At 71.4% G+C, this 15621-nt stretch carries 14 protein-coding genes and 1 CRISPR repeat array; of the genes, 6 read left to right on the top strand and 8 right to left on the bottom strand.

All coding sequences use genetic code 11. The features are described 5' to 3' along the window. Positions 1-63: 63 nt before the first annotated feature. Positions 64-834, top strand: coding sequence for a Scr1 family TA system antitoxin-like transcriptional regulator (locus KIK06_RS24500; RefSeq protein ID WP_268645272.1), 771 nt, complete (start codon positions 64-66; stop codon positions 832-834). A 2-nt stretch (positions 835-836) separates the two neighbouring features. After that, positions 837-998, top strand: a complete 162-nt coding sequence (locus KIK06_RS24495; protein ID WP_268645271.1) for a DUF397 domain-containing protein — start codon at positions 837-839, stop codon at positions 996-998. A gap of 64 nt (positions 999-1062) precedes the next feature. Here the strand turns inward: KIK06_RS24495 and KIK06_RS24490 are convergent, their stop codons facing one another. From KIK06_RS24490 to KIK06_RS24480, 3 genes are all read right to left on the bottom strand, one after another. Then, positions 1063-2538 (bottom strand): AAA family ATPase, encoded by a 1476-nt coding sequence (locus tag KIK06_RS24490; protein WP_268645270.1) that lies wholly within the window; start codon positions 2536-2538, stop codon positions 1063-1065. Positions 2539-2622: 84 nt separating this feature from the next. Continuing rightward, positions 2623-3066: an ATP-binding protein gene (locus tag KIK06_RS24485; protein ID WP_268645269.1), complete on the bottom strand. Its 444-nt coding sequence runs from the start codon at positions 3064-3066 to the stop codon at positions 2623-2625. Beyond that, on the bottom strand, positions 3063-3473 hold the full coding sequence (locus KIK06_RS24480) for a hypothetical protein (protein WP_268645268.1): 411 nt from the start codon (positions 3471-3473) through the stop codon (positions 3063-3065). Before KIK06_RS24480 ends, KIK06_RS24485 begins: the two co-directional genes overlap by 4 nt. 512 nt (positions 3474-3985) lie before the next feature. On the opposite strand from KIK06_RS24480, the gene KIK06_RS24475 reads away from it, so the two are divergent. Both KIK06_RS24475 and KIK06_RS24470 read left to right on the top strand, forming a co-directional pair. Next, complete coding sequence (locus tag KIK06_RS24475; RefSeq protein WP_268645267.1) at positions 3986-4237, top strand: type II toxin-antitoxin system Phd/YefM family antitoxin; 252 nt, start codon at positions 3986-3988, stop codon at positions 4235-4237. After that, positions 4234-4494 (top strand): Txe/YoeB family addiction module toxin, encoded by a 261-nt coding sequence (locus tag KIK06_RS24470; protein ID WP_268645266.1) that lies wholly within the window; start codon positions 4234-4236, stop codon positions 4492-4494. Before KIK06_RS24475 ends, KIK06_RS24470 begins: the two co-directional genes overlap by 4 nt. A gap of 42 nt (positions 4495-4536) precedes the next feature. Here the strand turns inward: KIK06_RS24470 and atzF are convergent, their stop codons facing one another. From atzF to KIK06_RS24455, 3 genes are read right to left on the bottom strand one after another with little or no spacing between them, the layout of a single operon-like run. Then, positions 4537-6234, bottom strand: a complete 1698-nt coding sequence (atzF, locus tag KIK06_RS24465; protein WP_268645265.1) for an allophanate hydrolase — start codon at positions 6232-6234, stop codon at positions 4537-4539. Next, entirely contained in the window at positions 6234-9938 is a 3705-nt protein-coding gene (gene uca / locus KIK06_RS24460; protein ID WP_268645264.1) for an urea carboxylase, read from the bottom strand. Before uca ends, atzF begins: the two co-directional genes overlap by 1 nt. A 52-nt stretch (positions 9939-9990) precedes the next feature. After that, complete coding sequence (locus KIK06_RS24455; protein WP_026127931.1) at positions 9991-10716, bottom strand: GntR family transcriptional regulator; 726 nt, start codon at positions 10714-10716, stop codon at positions 9991-9993. Between the two features lie 231 nt (positions 10717-10947). Beyond that, positions 10948-11342: direct repeats of the CRISPR family, unit length 29 nt; unit sequence GGGACCATCCCCGCGTGCGCGGGGAGCAG. A gap of 97 nt (positions 11343-11439) precedes the next feature. On the opposite strand from KIK06_RS24455, the gene KIK06_RS24450 reads away from it, so the two are divergent. Next, positions 11440-11682 (top strand): hypothetical protein, encoded by a 243-nt coding sequence (locus KIK06_RS24450; RefSeq protein ID WP_268645263.1) that lies wholly within the window; start codon positions 11440-11442, stop codon positions 11680-11682. Between the two features lie 40 nt (positions 11683-11722). Here KIK06_RS24450 and KIK06_RS24445 read toward each other — a convergent pair whose 3' ends face one another. Together KIK06_RS24445 and KIK06_RS24440 are read right to left on the bottom strand one after the other, a co-directional pair. Next, positions 11723-12487 (bottom strand): hypothetical protein, encoded by a 765-nt coding sequence (locus KIK06_RS24445; protein WP_268645262.1) that lies wholly within the window; start codon positions 12485-12487, stop codon positions 11723-11725. 301 nt (positions 12488-12788) lie between these two features. Then, complete coding sequence (locus KIK06_RS24440; RefSeq protein WP_268645261.1) at positions 12789-14390, bottom strand: SLC13 family permease; 1602 nt, start codon at positions 14388-14390, stop codon at positions 12789-12791. 282 nt (positions 14391-14672) lie between these two features. Between KIK06_RS24440 and KIK06_RS24435 the strand changes: the two genes are divergently transcribed. Continuing rightward, a complete protein-coding gene (locus KIK06_RS24435) occupies positions 14673-15617 on the top strand; it encodes a TAXI family TRAP transporter solute-binding subunit (RefSeq protein ID WP_268645260.1) in 945 nt (314 codons plus the stop codon). Positions 15618-15621: the final 4 nt, after the last annotated feature.

Raw genomic sequence — 15621 nt, 5'->3', positions numbered from 1 at the left:
ACCTCGGTAACGCTGTGTCTCCAGTGGGGGACAACAAGCAGCAACTCCCAGAAACTTAGTTGCGTGAATGAGCAACCTTTTCGGGAGGTGCTGGTCCGTGCCCGCAAGTCGGCCGGACTGACGCAGGCGGTGGTGGGCGCGTGGGTCAGCCGGGGCAAGACCGCCGTTTCGAAGTGGGAGAGCGGTGTTTCCAGGCCGAGTCGGGCCGATGTCGAGATCCTCGACCGCAAACTGAGATGCCATGGGGCACTGGTCAGGGCGTGGCAGGTGGAGGAGACGGGATCGTTCCTACCGCCGTGGGAGAAGTCCATCCCCGAACTGGAGAAGCTGTCCGCGACTATCGAGCTCGCATCGCTCAGTGTCATCCCTGGCCTCGTCCAATGTGCCTCGTACGCAGAATTGATGATGGCCGAGGGCATCCACCCGGGGTCACGTCAGCAGATCCTGAACATCGCACAGCGCAGGGCCGCAAGGTATGACGCGCTGCGCCAAGCCGCCGATCCGTGGGTAATCGCGGTGTTCCCCTTGTCAGCGCTGTTGCACCTACCTGCCCAAGTGCGCCGCGGACAGGTGAGACGGCTACTGTCCATCATCAGCGGCGGACGCGCCCGGGTACACCTGCTTTCGGACGGCGCTGTCGTCGGTCTGGTGTCTCCCCTGATGCTCTTCCACCTACGTGATGGCGGTGTGGTGACGGCCAGTGAGCACAACCGAGGTGTGGTCCTGCACGACAACACCACCGACCACGAACGGATGAGCGCACAGTTCAAGCGGGCACTCGGATCAGCCCTGTCCGCCGAACAATCCCGCGAAGAGATGGAAGGAATGATCTGACCATGTGGCACAAGTCCACTTACAGCCCCTCCGGTTCGGACTGCGTTGAGGTCAGAGAGCACGAGTCCGGCGCGGAGGTGCGCGACACCAAGCACCGCGACCTGGGGTCTCTGGCCTTCGGCACCGAACAGTGGGTCAGACTGCTCGCCAGCCTCACCCGCTGACGCCCTCGGTGCCCCGTGAACGGACACACGTCCACGGGGCACCAGCAGAGCCCCTGCGTGCCGCTCACACCTGGCCGTACAGCATCGGCGGGTCGATCAGGCGGATATCGGAAGACGCGGACGCCGCCGCGCGGGCCTTGTCGTTGAACCCGCCGCCGCTGAAGCAGAGCAGTCGAGTGTGCGTGGTGTCGTAGCGCCCGGCCCGGGTGATCAGCTCGCGGATATGCCGCAGGCGCTCGACATGGGCGGCGCCCATCGCGTCGTTCCACTTGGCCTCACCGATGGCGAGCAGCGGGGGCTTGCGGCTTCCATCGGCGACCCCGATGACGGCGACGTCCACCTCGTGGCCGATCCTCGCCTTCGGGTCGTGCACAACGCCGTGCCCGACACGGGCCGGTAGCCCTCCGACGAGATCGGGGTCGGCGTGGTGCAGGGCCCACTCACGGCAGACCTGCTCGAAGTGCGGACCCAGGACGTTGCTGACGAAGCGGCGGCGGCTCGCCCGCCATACCCGGGCGGCGCTGCCGGGGCGTTCCAACTGGCCCCACACCGGACGCATGATCGCGTGGTAGAAGCCGAACAGCGGCTCGGAGATGCGGTAGGTGGGACGGTCGTCACGGAAGGCGTCCGCGTCACGGCGCAGCAGCCCGGCGTCCTCGAGGACGTTGATGGGATGCGCGATGTCCGTGGCCCTGCGCTCCAGATAGCCCGCCATACCGCCGCGCGTGGCGTTGCCGTCGGCGACCGCCGCCAGGACCGAGGGGTACAGAGCGGTGTCGCGTAGGTCGGGCTCCTCGGCCAGGAGGTAGCGGGCCTCGCGAAAGAGCGGGGTTTCGGGGTTCAGCACGGTACGGACGACCCAGTCGTCGAAATCGTCGGGCCCGTCCGGTGCGTCCCCGCGGGCGAACTCACGTCGGTACGCGGGTGTGCCGCCGACGATCGCGTTGACCCTGAGTGCGAGGTGGGGATCGGCGATGTCCCAGAACTCGGCGGCGAGTTGGTGGTCGAGGGTGCGGACGACCAACTCCAGACCCGCGCGGCCACGCAGGGGCGCGTTGCCGGACAGGAGCCTGCCCATGAAGGACAGCGCCGATCCGCACAGCAGCATGCGCGTGCGTGAGGTGGTGCGCTGGTCCCGCAGGGCCCGGAACGCCTCCTGGATGATGGACGGCAGTTCCGGGTTTGCCTTGGCGAGGTAGGGGAACTCGTCGATCACCACGGGTACCGGTCGCTCGGCACCGAGCGACAGGAGCACGTCGACGGCCTCGGACCAGTCCGCGAAGTGGTAGGGGGCGGCGGGCTGGACATGCTCCGTGAGCGCCGCACCGATCCGGCGCAGCGACTCGGCGTCCGTCGCCTCGGTCGCGCCGAAGTAGAAGCCCCCGGCAGCCCGGCAGGCGGCGTCCAGCAGGAAGGTCTTGCCTTGGCGAAGACGCCCGTAGACGACACCGAGAGTGGCCCCGGGTTGCTCGTCGGTGATGAAGCGGGTCAGTGCCGACCACTCGTGGTCGCGTTCGAACATCTCATCGGGCTTGCGCATCGCCACCCCACTCGTCGGTATCTCGCTGACGCCCCGGTGCCCCGTGGACGGACGTCCGTCCACGGGGCACCGGTGTGTCCGGGGTCAGGTGGGGTCGAGGTCGAACGCCGCCCAGACCTGGGTGGCGTAGCCCGACCACTCGGGGAAGGCGTGGAAGCCCCAACTGGTCGCCAGGTTCTGAACCAACAGCAGCCCGCGCTGCCCCTCGGCGAGGTCCCACTCGTCGGCGGTGCGCTCGGTGGGGATGCGCGGCCGGGTGGGTCCGCCCGGGTCACTGACGGCCACGCGCAGGGTCCGGCCGTCCAGCAGGCACATCGTGCGGATGATCTCGCCACCGGGGCGGGCGTACTTGGCGGAATTGGCCACGAGTTCGCTGGTGACGAGTTGGACGGCGTCCACCAGATCCGGCTCGAACCCGACCAGGTCGCGGGCGAGGTCGGTGCGCACGCGGGCGAGGTCGGACAGCCCGTCGGGGTAGGAGCGGTAGGGCCAGTAGAGGCCCGGCACGGTGATGTCGAAGGTGCTCACGCCATCACCGCCACACGCCGCTGGTCCTGCTCGGCCCGCTGCCGTTGCCAGACGCGGACCAGGGCGGCGAGTTCGTCGAACTCCCCCGGTGTCGGCTCCAGGGGCGCGGCAAGCAGGTCACCCGGGGGAACGGGCGCGGCCTGCCTCGGGATCCAGCCGTGCAGGCGGGCGGTGGCCTCGGACTGGACACGGGCGGGGTCGGCGGGGATGGCCGTGCGCTGTGGCGTGCGGCGCGGAGCGGGAACGGGAGGCGGAGCGGCCTCGACCGGAGCGGGCGCGTAGGGGCGGACCCGGCTGGAACGGCGACGGCGGGCGGCGGGGGCCGCGTGACGGCCGCGCGCGGGGGTGAACAGCGCCTTCAGGTACATCCCGAGCAGGGCGAAGAAGGCCGCGCTATAATCGCGCATGCTGGCAATCCTTTGCTTTAAAGGTTTCGAGTTGCTGGCCACGACCCCGGGCGGTGTTCAATCGTCGCGGGGTCTTCCGTGTATGGAGTTGGGCGTTCGATAGCAGAATAGAGGGGCGGGAGGAGTGGTGGCGCACTTTTGTGTGAAGTTCTTCGGAGAAAGTTCGAACGGGAGTGCATCTCCGCAGCTCAGGAGGCGTTAATTAAGGTCGATACCCCCACCCTAACCTCGTCAGAACAATCCCGTTCGCCCGAAATGAATAGCTTTGATGAGATATCCCCGACGTGCAGCGAAAAGCCCCCGTTCGTCGCGCGACGAACGGAGGCGCACGGCCCGACTCAGCCCTCCAGCGACTCCCGGTAGGCCAGCCACCCGCCGTGACGGCTGATGTCCTCCGCGCCCTCGACGGCGGACGGATCGCAGAGCAACCCAACACTCCAGCACCCCAAGCCCATACGTACAACTTCTTGTACAATGACCCTGAGTTCAGGTGTGCTGCGAAGGGCTGAGACATGAAGACCATGACCTATTCCGAGTCCCGCGCCAACTACGCCGCCACGCTCGACTCCGTGGTCGACGACCGCGAGGAGGTCGTCATCACCAGAGCCGGGCGAGAGCCCGTGGTCATGGTGGCGCTCTCCGAGTACGAGACGCTCAGAGAAACCGCCTACCTCCTCCGCAGCCCGGAGAACGCCCGACGCCTCGTGACCGCGATCGAGGAACTGGAGTCCGGCCACGGGATCGAGAGGGAGTTGGGCGAGTGAGGCTGGTCTGGGCGGAGAGCGCCTGGGAGGACTACGTCTGGTGGCAGAACCAGGACCGGAAGATCCTCAAGCGCATCAACACTCTGATCAAGGACATCGCCCGCAACGGCAATGAGGGCATGGGGAAACCGGAACCTCTCCGTCACGGCTTCCAGGGCTACTGGTCACGCCGTATCACCGACGAACACAGGCTCGTGTACAAACTGCTCGAGGACGAGATCCGCATCGCCGCGTGCAGGTATCACTACGGGAAATGAGCCCCCGTTCGTCGCGCGACGAACGGGGGCGCACGGCCCGGCTCAGCCCTCCAGCGACTCCCGGTAGGCCAGCCATCCGCCGTGGTGACTGATGTCCTCCGCACCCTCGACGGCGGACGGATCGCAGCCGAACCCCACCACCGACCGGCCGTCAGCGAGGGTCACCGACCCCAGCGTCATCGGCGCGGGCAGCGCGGCCAGGAACGCTCCGAGTCCGGCCGGGGAGATCCGCCAGACCTCGCAGCGCACCGCGACCCCCGACTCGCTCACCCGCTGGAGCCCCGGCTTGGGCGGGGTCGTGGCCAGCGCGTACATCCGGTAGTCCGCACTGGTCTCGGTCGCCTCGACGAACCGCGCTCCCAGGTCGGTGAGCTGGTGGTTGAGCGGCTGCCCGCGCAGGTGCGCGCCGAACACCGCCAGCTCCGCCCCCGGCTCCGGGTACGCTTCGCCGGGGTCGTCACCGATGAGCAGCGCGGCCAGGTCCAGGCCCACCTGGTCGTCGAAGGCGTCGCTGATCAGGCTCACCCCGAACCGGTGCCCGTCCGCGACCCCGGCGGGCACGGCGACCGCCGCCATGTCGAGCAGGTTGACGAAGTTCGTGTACGTCCCCAGGCGCGAGTTCTCCCCGACCGGATCGGCCGCGACCTCCGCCAGCGTCGGGTGGCCGACGGTCGTGGGCAGCAGCAGCGCGTCGAACCCGGCGAGCAGCTCCCGGGCGGTCGATCTGTAGGCGGCCAGCCGGTGCTGGTCGGCGGCGAGTGCGTGCGCGGGCAGGTCGGCGGCGGCCAGGATGATCCCGGACACCGTGGGGTCGGCCGACTCCGGCCCGCCGGACAGGAAGTCGCCCACGGCGGCGTAGCGTTCGGCGACCAGCGCGCCGTCGTAGAGCAGCCTGGCCGCCTCCAACAGGGGCGCCACGTCCACGGCCTCGATCCCGACCCCGGCCGCGCGCAGGGCGTCGGCGGCGGCGTGGAAGGCGGCGCGTTCGTCGTCGCTGAGGACCGCGAGCCCGTCGGCGGTCGGCACGGCCACACGCGCGGGGTCGCGTGGCGCGAGACGCACGTCGGCGGGCCAGTCGCGGCTGTAGGGGTCGCCCGCGTCGGGGCCGGTCATCACCCGCAGCGCGGCCGTCCCGGTGGCCAGGTCGCGGGCGAACACGGTCACGCAGTCGTAGGGCTGGGCCGCCGGAACGACGCCGGTCGCGGGGACGAGGCCGACCGTCGGCTTGAGCCCGACGATCCCGTGCAGCGCGGCGGGAACCCGGCCGGACCCGGCCGTGTCGGTGCCGAGGGAGACGTCCGCGATCTCCAGCGCCACCGCCACCGCCGACCCCGAGCTGGAGCCGCCGGAGACCCGCTCCGGGTCGAACGCGTTGCGGACCGCCCCGTACGGGCTGCGGGTGCCGACCAGACCGGTGGCGAACTGGTCGAGGTTGGTCTTGCCGAGCACGAGCGCGCCCGCGTCGAGCAGCCTCCGGACGGCGGTCGCGTCGGTGTCGGGGGTGTGGGCGAACTCCGGGCAGGCCGCCGTGGTGGGCAGCCCGGCCACGTCGATGTTGTCCTTGACCGCGACGAGCGTCCCCGCCAGCGGCAGGTCCTCCCCCGCCGCGAGCCGATCCTCGACCGCCTTCGCCTCCACCAGCAGGTCCTGCTCGGGCCGGAGGGTGATCCAGACCTCGGGTCGGTCGGCCTCGGCGATCCTCCGGTAGGCGTCGTGGACGCGGTCGGTGGGAGTGGGCATCAGGAGGCTCCTCCTTGCGTGATGACGGCCATGGCGCGGCCGGGGTCCAGGTGCTGCCCGGGCGCGACCAGGATGTCGGAGACCGTACCCGCGCGGGGCGCGCGGACCACGACCTCCAGCTTCATCGCCTCCAGCCGGACGACGGGCTGCCCCTCCTCGACGGTGTCGCCGGGGCGGACGTCGACCTTCCAGACGGAGGCGGACAGCGGGGACTCGACCAGGGCCGCGCCGGGCGGAAGTTCGGTGCGGCCGGGGTCGGCGGCGGGTTCGGGTTCGGGCCGGTCGTCGAACTCGCCCGCGGCCTCCCAGCGCTGGCGTTCGGCCTCGAAGGCGGCGGCCTGGCGGTCGCGGAAGGCGGCGATGGAGTCGGCGTGGTCGGCGAGGAAGCGCTCGTGGTCGGCGAGGACGAACTCCCCGTCGGCGATCTCCAGCTCGTGCCGTCCGGCGAGGAGGTCGGCGCGGATGTCGAGCAGTTCCTCGTGGCCGACCGGGTACCAGCTGACCCGGTCGAAGAACCGCAGCAGCCAGGGGGTGCCGGGCTCGAACGGGCCGTACTGGCGCAGTCCCGACCAGATCGGCACCGTACGGCCGATGAGCTGGTAGCCGCCGGGACTCTCCATCCCGTACACGCACAGGTAGGCGCCGCCGATACCGACCCCGGCCTCCGGGGTCCAGGTGCGCGCCGGGCTGTACTTGGTGGTGACCAGCCGGTGGCGCGGGTCGAGCGGGGTGGCGGCGGGCGCGCCGAGGTAGACGTCACCCAGGCCCAGGACCAGGTAGGAGGCGTCGAAGACGGTGTCGCGGACGTCGTCGACCGAGTCGAGGCCGTTGATGCGGCGGATGAACTCGATGTTGTCGGGATTCCAGGGCGCGTCGTCGCGCACACCGGTCTGGTAGCGGCTGATCGCCTCGTGGATGGACGGGTCGTCGAAGGACATCGGCAGGTGCAGGGTCCGGCTCGGCACCCGCAGGCGGGAGGTGGGCGGCAGTTGGCCCTCGATCTCCTGGAGGAGGTCGAGCAGGGTGCGCAGCGGCAGCGTCTCGGGGTCGGTGTGCAGGTGCAGGGAGCGCACGCCGGGCGTGGTGTCGACGATCCCGCGCGGGGCGGCCTCGTCGAGCGCGGCCATCAGGGCGTGGACGCGCATGCGCAGGCCCAGGTCGAGCACCATCGGCCCGTACTCGACGAGGAGGTTGTCGTGGCCGCCGCGGCGGTAGGTCACCTCGGGGGCGCCGTCGGTGGCGGGCAGTCGGGCGAGCACGCCGTCGTCGCCGTCGGAGCCCGTCGCGCGCAGGAGCGGGGCCGCCGTCGGGACGGTGTGCAGCTTCTCGGCGGCGGACTCGGTCACCGGGTGGAAGCGGACGGTGTCGCCGGGGCGGAGCTGGCCGACCTTCCAGCGGGAGCCGGTGACCACGGTGACCGGGCAGACGAACCCGCCCAGGCTCGGCCCGTCGGGGCCGAGGAGGACCGGGGTGTCGCCGGACAGGTTGACCGCGCCGATCGAGTAGGCGGTGTCGTGCACGTTGGAGGGGTGCAGGCCGGCCTGGCCGCCGTCGGGACGGGCCCAGGTCTGCTTGGGGCCGGAAAGGCGGACGCCGTTGCGGGCGGACTGGGGGTGCACCTTCCAGGCGGTGGCGTAGAAGTCGGCCAAGCCCTCGCGGGTGAGGAACTCGGGAGCGGCGTGCGGCCCCTCGGAGACCTCGATGTCCCAGTGGGCGGAGGTGCCCTCCCCGGCTTCGGCCGGAGCGTCGAAGTCGGGGCGGTCCTCCTCCGGTACGGGACGCGGCGCGGCGAACCGGGTGGCCGAAGTGGTGGAGGCGGGTGCGGGAGTCGACGGGGCCTCGGTGGTGGCGGGCCCGCTCGGCGCGCTCTCGGGGCGATCGTCGGCCGGAGCCGTCGGCCGGAGCACGTCGCCGAGCCGCAGCGCGCGTCCGCTGTGGCCGCCGTACTCACCGGCGGTGAAGGTGGACGCGCTGCCAAGGTAGCCGGGCACGTCCAGACCGCCGCGGACCAGCACGTACGTGCGCATGCCGGGGCCGCGCGCGGCGCCGACGTCGAGCAGGCCGCCCGCCGGGACCTCCACCGGCTCCCACTGCGGAACGGGCGTGCCGTCGACGGTGACCTCGGCGGGGGCTCCGGTGACGCAGACGGTCGCGGCGGCGCTGAAGCGGAGGGCCGGGCCCTCGATCGTGCACTCCAGGCCGGGCGCCCCCTCGGGGTTGCCCAGGGCGGTGTTGCCCGAGCGCAGGGACAGGTCGTCCATCGCTCCGGACGGGGGTACGCCCACCTGCCAGTACCCGGTGCGGCCGGGCCAGTCCTGGACGGTGGTGAGGGTCCCGGCGCGCTCGACCTCGATGCGCGGCTCCGGGTCGCCGACGCCGCCGCAGGTGGCGGTGGTGTGGTCGACGGCGCGGACGTCCGGGTGGTCGGTGAGGGCTCGCAGGAGCCCGAGGTTGGTCTGGAGGCCGTCGATCCGCACCTGCGCGAGGGCGCGGCCGAGGCGGTCGAGGGCGTCGGCGCGGTCCTCGCCCCGGACGATGACCTTGGCGAGCATGGGGTCGTAGTCGCTGGTGACGCGCTGGCCGGTCTCCACCCAGCCGTCGACCCGCGTCCCGGCGGGGAACTCGACCCGGGTGAGCAGGCCGGAGCTGGGTCGGAAGTCGTGCGCGGGGTCCTCGGCGTACACGCGGGCCTCGACGGCGTGGCCGGTGCGGGCGGGACCCTCGGCGGGAACGTCGGCGAGGACGTCCTCGCCCCGGGCCAGGCGCAGCATCCAGGCGACCAGGTCGACGCCGGTGACCTCCTCGGTGACCGGGTGCTCGACCTGGAGGCGGGTGTTGACCTCCAGGAAGGAGGCCTCGCCGCGCTCGACGTCGTAGACGAACTCCACCGTGCCCGCGCTGCGGTAGGACACACCGGCGCACAGGGCGCGGGCGGTGCGGTGGAGCTCGGCGCGCAGGGCGTCGGACAGGCCGGGGGCGGGCGCCTCCTCGACGACCTTCTGGTTGCGGCGCTGGAGGGAGCAGTCCCGGTCCCCGAGGGTGACGACGCGGCCGTGGCCGTCACCGAAGACCTGCACCTCGATGTGGCGGGCGCGGGAGACGAAGCGTTCGACGAACACCCCTCCCCCGCCGAAGTGGGTCTGCGCCATCCGGCTGACCTGGTCGAAGGCGGCACGCAGCTCGGCCTCCTCGAAGCAGGGGCGCAGTCCGATCCCGCCACCGCCGGAGGTCGACTTGAGGATGACGGGGTAGCCGATCCGCTCGGCGGCGGCGACCGCCTCGTCGGCGTCGGGAAGGGTGTCGCTGCCCGCGACCATGGGCAGACCGGCCGCGGCGGCGGCCTTGCGGGCGGTGTGCTTGTCGCCGAACTCCTCCAGGTGGCGCGCCTCGGGGCCGACGAAGACGAGCCCCGCGTCCTCGACGGCGCGGGCGAAGGCGGCGCTCTCGGAGAGGAAGCCGTAGCCGGGGTGGACGGCTCCGGCCCCGGTCGCGGTGGCGGCGGCCAGGACGCGGTCGATGTCGAGGTAGCTCTCGGCGGCGGGTGCGGGGCCGAGACGGACGGCCTCGTCGGCGAGCCGGGTGTGCGGGGCGCCCGCGTCGGCGTCGGAGTAGACGGCGACCGTGCGCAGGCCGAGCTCGCGGGCGGAGCGGATGATGCGGCAGGCGATCTCGCCGCGGTTGGCGACGAGCACGGAGTCGAACACGCTGGTTTCTCCCTTGTCTTCCCAGTTCAGAGCGCCGGGCGGAGGGTCGCGGTCACAGAACGTCGGAGTGGAGCGCCATCTGGGTCAGGGCGCGCTGGGCGCGTTCGAGGACGACCTCCATGGAGGCGCCCACGTGGTCGTGCATGGCGCGGTAGGCGGAGTCCAGTTCGCGGGCCGTGAGGTGCTCGACGATCTGGAGGTGCTCGGTGATGGTGGAGGTGATCCGGTCCTCGGTGAGGAAGTCGTACATGCGCACGCGGCGGATGCGCTGGTTGACGGAGACGAGGGACTCGGTGAGGGCGCGGTTGCCGGAGGCGCGGGACAGGGCCGCGTGGTACTCCTCGTCGAGCAGGACGAAGGAGGGGTCGGGCTCGGGGGGTTCGGCGCGCAGCTTCTCCCAGCGCTCGCGTTCGTCGGCGAGGATCCCGGGGTCGTGCGTGATCGCGGGGTCCTCGATGGCACGGGCGATGCCGCGCAGTTCGAGGGTGACCCGGAGTTCGTAGAGGTCGCGGAGCTCGGCGAGGTTGGGGACGGTGACGTAGAAACCGTTCTCGCGCCGCTCGACGAGGCCGTCGGAGTGCAGGCGGGCGAGGGCCTCCCGGACGGGGGTCCGCGAGACGCCGAAGTGCTCGGCGAGGCGGACCTCGCCCAGACGGGTGTGGGGGGAGATCCGGCCGCTCAGCACCTCCTCGCGCATGAGGGCGTAGACCTGGTCCCGGCGCGACGTGGCTGTGCCCTCAGCCCCCCTGCCGGGCCGTGTATACAGCGATGTGTCCATGGGGCCCGACGGTAGGAAGGGCGTGTTTCGTCGGCCCTGTCACTCCGTGAAACCTGCGTTTCCCCGTGTTACGGCGTGTTTCGCGCCTGGTGGGCGTGAGTGGCGCGGTCATGGGTCCGCCCGGGGGTTGGTGAGTACGCCCCCGGGCGTATGTGGGCGCCGCGGTCGACGGATCATCCCCGCTGTACGCGGGGAGCAGCCAGGGCTGTCCATCCAGTGCAGGACTTCGGTGGGACCATCCCCGCGCATGTGGGGAGCAGTGGGTCCTCTGGGCTACGGAGTACATCGCCGGGGGACCATCCCCTCGTGCGCGGGGAGCAGGGTGCCGGGGTGCGCATCGGCCGCGGCCAGGCGGGACCATCCCCGCGTGCGCGGGGAGCAGGATGGGCGTGGATCGGAGGATGATGGCACCTCGGGACCATCCCCGCGTGCGCGGGGAGCAGATCTACGGTACTGGCATCACCTGTCGCTGACTGGGACCATCCCCGCGTGCGCGGGGAGCAGGGATGCCCCGGCAGTCCCCGGTAGCGCGCTGGGGGACCATCCCCGCGTGCGCGGGGAGCAGGACGGCGCGGCGTGTGTCCGGGTCCCCCAAGTCGGACCATCCCCGCGTGCGCGGGGAGCAGGCTTCTTGACCTGCCCTTTTACTCGTGCGATCCCCTCGAATCCGCACGTTGTCGAGAACCGGACACCACACGCGTCCTTCCCCGTTCCCCTCACGCGGTGACGGAGCCAGCTTGCGGCGAGGCTACACCGGGGCAGCGAGAACCGCCCGCTCCTCACGTCGCGCGAGGTGAACTCGACGCTTCACCGGACGTCGCCCTCACCCACTCGCTGATCATGGGTCCGGTGTTCGTCTGGCTGTACGTCTTCCGCCGACAGGACACGGACGCCTTCGCCCGCGACCTCGTCGTCCGCCCGGAGGCCGCGCTGCGCGACACACCGCCCCGGGGCCAGGCGCACTGACCCGGGAGGGCCGCTCGTCGTCTGGGACTCCTGACCGCGGTCAGTCCGCCCTGGACTCCCCGGTCGGACCGGCTCCCTCCTCGGTTGCGGCGGCCTGGGCGCGCTTGTGGGTCACGGACACCCGGAACCCGAAGGCCGCGAGCGCGCCCAGCGGCAGCCAGACGGCCACCGTCGGCCAGAGCTTCTCCCCCAGGCCGCTGACCAGGACCGGGGCGAGGAATCCGATGAAGAGCAGCGTGACGGCGAAGCTCAGGGTGGCGCCCATCCCGTCGGTCGGCTCCGGGGCGGGGAGGCGGGCCAGCCGCCAGAAGCACACGGCCACCGTGATGAGGCCGGGCGGGACGAGGACCAGCGCGCCGACGAGGACCCGGGTACGCGCGTCGGCCGGGACGGAGTCGGTTTCCTGGACCTCGCCCCCGAACGCGATCTCGGTCAGCTGACCGCGCCAGACGGTACCGGTGACCCGGTCGCCCCCGTCGAGTCGGTGCAGGACGGAGCCCCGCTCACCGTAGGTCGACTCCCACGTGCCCCCGTCCGCGTCCGTCAGGGTGGTGCGATGCGACTGGTGCCTCTGCCCGCGGTCCACCAGGTGGACGTCGGACACGGTGAACTCCTGCGTCCACAGGCAGTCGGAGGGCTCGGCCGGAGCGGCCGGGCAGGGCTCCGCCGCCTGGTAGGCCTCCAGGTCCGCGGTCCCGTCCGGCGCGATCGCCACGACCGCGAGGAGGGGGAACGTGGCGACGCAGAGGCCGACCACCAGGGTGAGGAATGTCGTGGGACCGTTGCGCAGGAGCCTGTGAGTCATGTCCGTATTGTCCTATTGGCGAACCTTGGCGGAGGGCCGCCCGGCTCCCACTCGGACGCGATCCCGTACGTCCGCGTTGCACGACCCCCGGGTGATCGCGCCCACACGGCCGCCGCACGCGAAGGGGCCGTGCACGGTGGTCGCCGTGCACGGCCCCGGGGGATGGGGCGGGCGGTCCGAACGGCCCGGGAGAGGGAGTCGGGAGCACCGTCGGACCGGTCCGCCCTGCGGGTCGGGCCGTCCCGGCGGACCTCGGTGGTCCGGTGGGGCGGGCCACCGCGGGACGCGCACCCGACCCCGTCTAGAGCGGGATCCCGAGTGCCCACCCGGCGAGCGCGTACATCCCGAGCAGGACGACGAACAGCGCCGCGAGGTTGAGGAGCACGCCGCCCCGCATCATCTGGTTGATGGTGACGTAGCCCGACCCGAAGGCGATGGCGTTGGGCGGCGTGGCGACCGGCAGCATGAAGGCCATCGTCGCGGCCAGGACCGCCGGGACCACCAGGACGAGGACGTCGACGTCGAGTCCGGTGGCCACGCCGCCGAGCACCGGCAGGAAGGTGGACGTGGTGGCGGTGTTGCTGGTGAGCTCGGTGAGCAGCAGCACGACCGCGGTGACGCACAGCACGAGCACCCAGATCGGCACCCCGCCGAGCACGGAGACCTGACCACCGATCCAGACGCTCAGGCCGGAGGCGGTGAACTGGCCGGAGATCGCGATACCGCCGCCGAACAGCAGCAGGATGCCCCACGGCAGCTTGACCGCGGTGTCCCAGTCCAGCAGGCGGGTACCGGTGCCGCGCTCGGCCGGGATGAGGAAGAGCGCGACGGCGACGGCCATGGCGATGACGGGATCGCTGATGCCGCCCAGCCACGGCAGCGCGCCGCCGATGGTCTGCGAATCGGCCAGCATCGGCACGAAGATCCAGGACAGCGCGGCCGTGACGAACACGGCCAGGACCAGCTTCTCCGGGCGCGAGATCGGCCCCATCTCCCGCAGCTCGTCGCGGATCAGCTCCTGGGCGCCCTCCACCCGCTTGATGCCGGGCCGGAAGAGCAGCCGGGCGAGCACGACCCAGGCGAGGAAGAGGAAGGCGACGGCGATCGGAAGGCCGACCATCATCCACTGGCCGAACCCGATGGTGATGTCGTGGAACTCGGACAGGTAGGCAACCATCAGCACGTTGGGCGGGGTGCCGATGAGCGTGGCCACGGAGCCGATCGAGGCGGCGTAGGCGATGCCGAGCATGAGCGCGGTCGCGAAGTTGGCGTCGGTGCGCCCGCCCCGGAACTGGGTGATCAGCGCGACGACCGACAGGCCGACGGGCAGCATCATCACGGTCGTGGCCGTGTTCGACACCCACATGGAGATGAACGCGGTCGCCACCATGAACCCGCCGATGAGGCCGACGGTGTTGGACCCGACCTTGGACACGATGGTCAGCGCGATGCGCTTGTGCAGGTTCCACCGCTGCATGGCGAGGGCCAGCATGAAGCCGCCCATGAACAGGAAGATGGTCGGCGATCCGTAGGACGGCGCGACGTCGCCCACGGCCACCCCGTCGACCAGGATCGGGAAGGCCACCAGGGGAACCAGCGAGGTGACGGGGATCGGGATGGCCTCGGTCGCCCACCACGTCGCGATGAACACGGTGATGCCCGCGACGGCTCGGCCGTTGACCGCGAGGTCGCCCATGCCCTCACCGTCGGGCAGCGGCAGCGGCATGTCCGGGAGCAGGAAGTAGACCAACAGGCCGAGCACCGGTCCGAGGACCAGTCCGATCCTGCGCGGGAGCGGGTTGGTCTCGCGGTTGCCGCTGGCGCGGTCCTTGTCCTGGGGAACGGGCTGTCGGGGAACGGACGCACTGTCGGGTGCGTTGACGGCGGGATCGTCGGTGGCCATGATGTTCCTCCTGCGCGGGTGGGGGGAGTGGCTGTCGGTGCTGCGCACCCGCCGGGCGAAACCAGGGACGACGACGCTGTTGCCCGGAGGTTTCCCCGATATGAAGCGGACGTTGATGTAGTGATGGTGCTCACGCTGGTATGTGACCGGCAATCCACGGGGGGAAGAGTTGGGATTCCTCTGACATTGCGCCACTCCGGGTCACTTTCTGTGGACACAGGGCGACAGCGGCCGTGGCGCGCGACCTCTCCGGGCGGTTCCCGCTCGGTTTAGGCTGCGGATATGCGAGCGAGGGAACCGGACCGGCGGAGCGTACTGCTCGGCGCGGCGGCCGCCGTGGTCGGCGGGCTCACCGCGTGTGGACGCGGCGGTGTGCCGGACCTGCCGGAGCTGGTGATCGCGACCGGTCCGCCCGGCGCGGTCTACCGGGAGATCGGCGCGGAGCTGGCGGAGGTCCTGGGTCGGCGGATGCCGGAGACCGACGTCAGGGCCGTGGAGAGCGGCGCGTCCCTGGAGAACCTGCGGTTGCTGGCGTCCGGGAAGGTGCAGCTCGGCCTGGCCAGTCTGGATTCGGTGACGGCGGCCGAGGTCACCGAGGACGAGGACCTGTCCGCGATCGGCCGCGTCTACGACAGCTTCCTGCACCTGCTGGTCATGGCCGACTCGCCGGTGCGGGAACTCGCCGACCTGGAGGGGTTGCGCGTGTCGCTCGGCGCGCCCGACTCCGGCACCGAGTTCACGACCACGCGGCTCGCCAACGCCTACGGGCTGACCATGGACACCGTCCTGCTCAACCAGGCCGACTCCGCCGACCTGCTGAGCCGCGGCGAGATCGACGCCATGCTCTCCCTCACCGGGATCCCCACCCCGGCCATCGCGAGCCTGGCGCTGCGCCGGACCGTGCGCCTGATCGACCTCGGCGACGCCGCCGACGTCCTGGCCGAGACCCATCCCGAGACGTACTTCCCGGCGTCCATCCCGGCCACCACCTACGAGGGCGTGCCGACGACCCGGACCCTGTCCATCCCGAACCTGCTGCTATGCCGGAACGACCTCGACGACGACCTGGCCTACCTGGTCACCGACACCCTCTTCACCCGCGCCTCCCAGCTGGCGGCCACCCGGCCGGAGGCGGCCCAGATCAACGTGCGGACGGGGATCTCCACCGGGGACGTCCCCCTCCACCCGGGCGCCGTGCGGTGGTACCGGGACAACAAACCGATCTGAGGGA

It is taken from the genome of Nocardiopsis sp. EMB25 (assembly GCF_026797795.1).
GTDB classification, from domain to species: Bacteria; Actinomycetota; Actinomycetes; order Streptosporangiales; family Streptosporangiaceae; genus Nocardiopsis; species Nocardiopsis lucentensis.
Note: the sequence above shows the minus strand (reverse complement) of the source record. Positions and strands in the feature narration are given on the sequence as shown.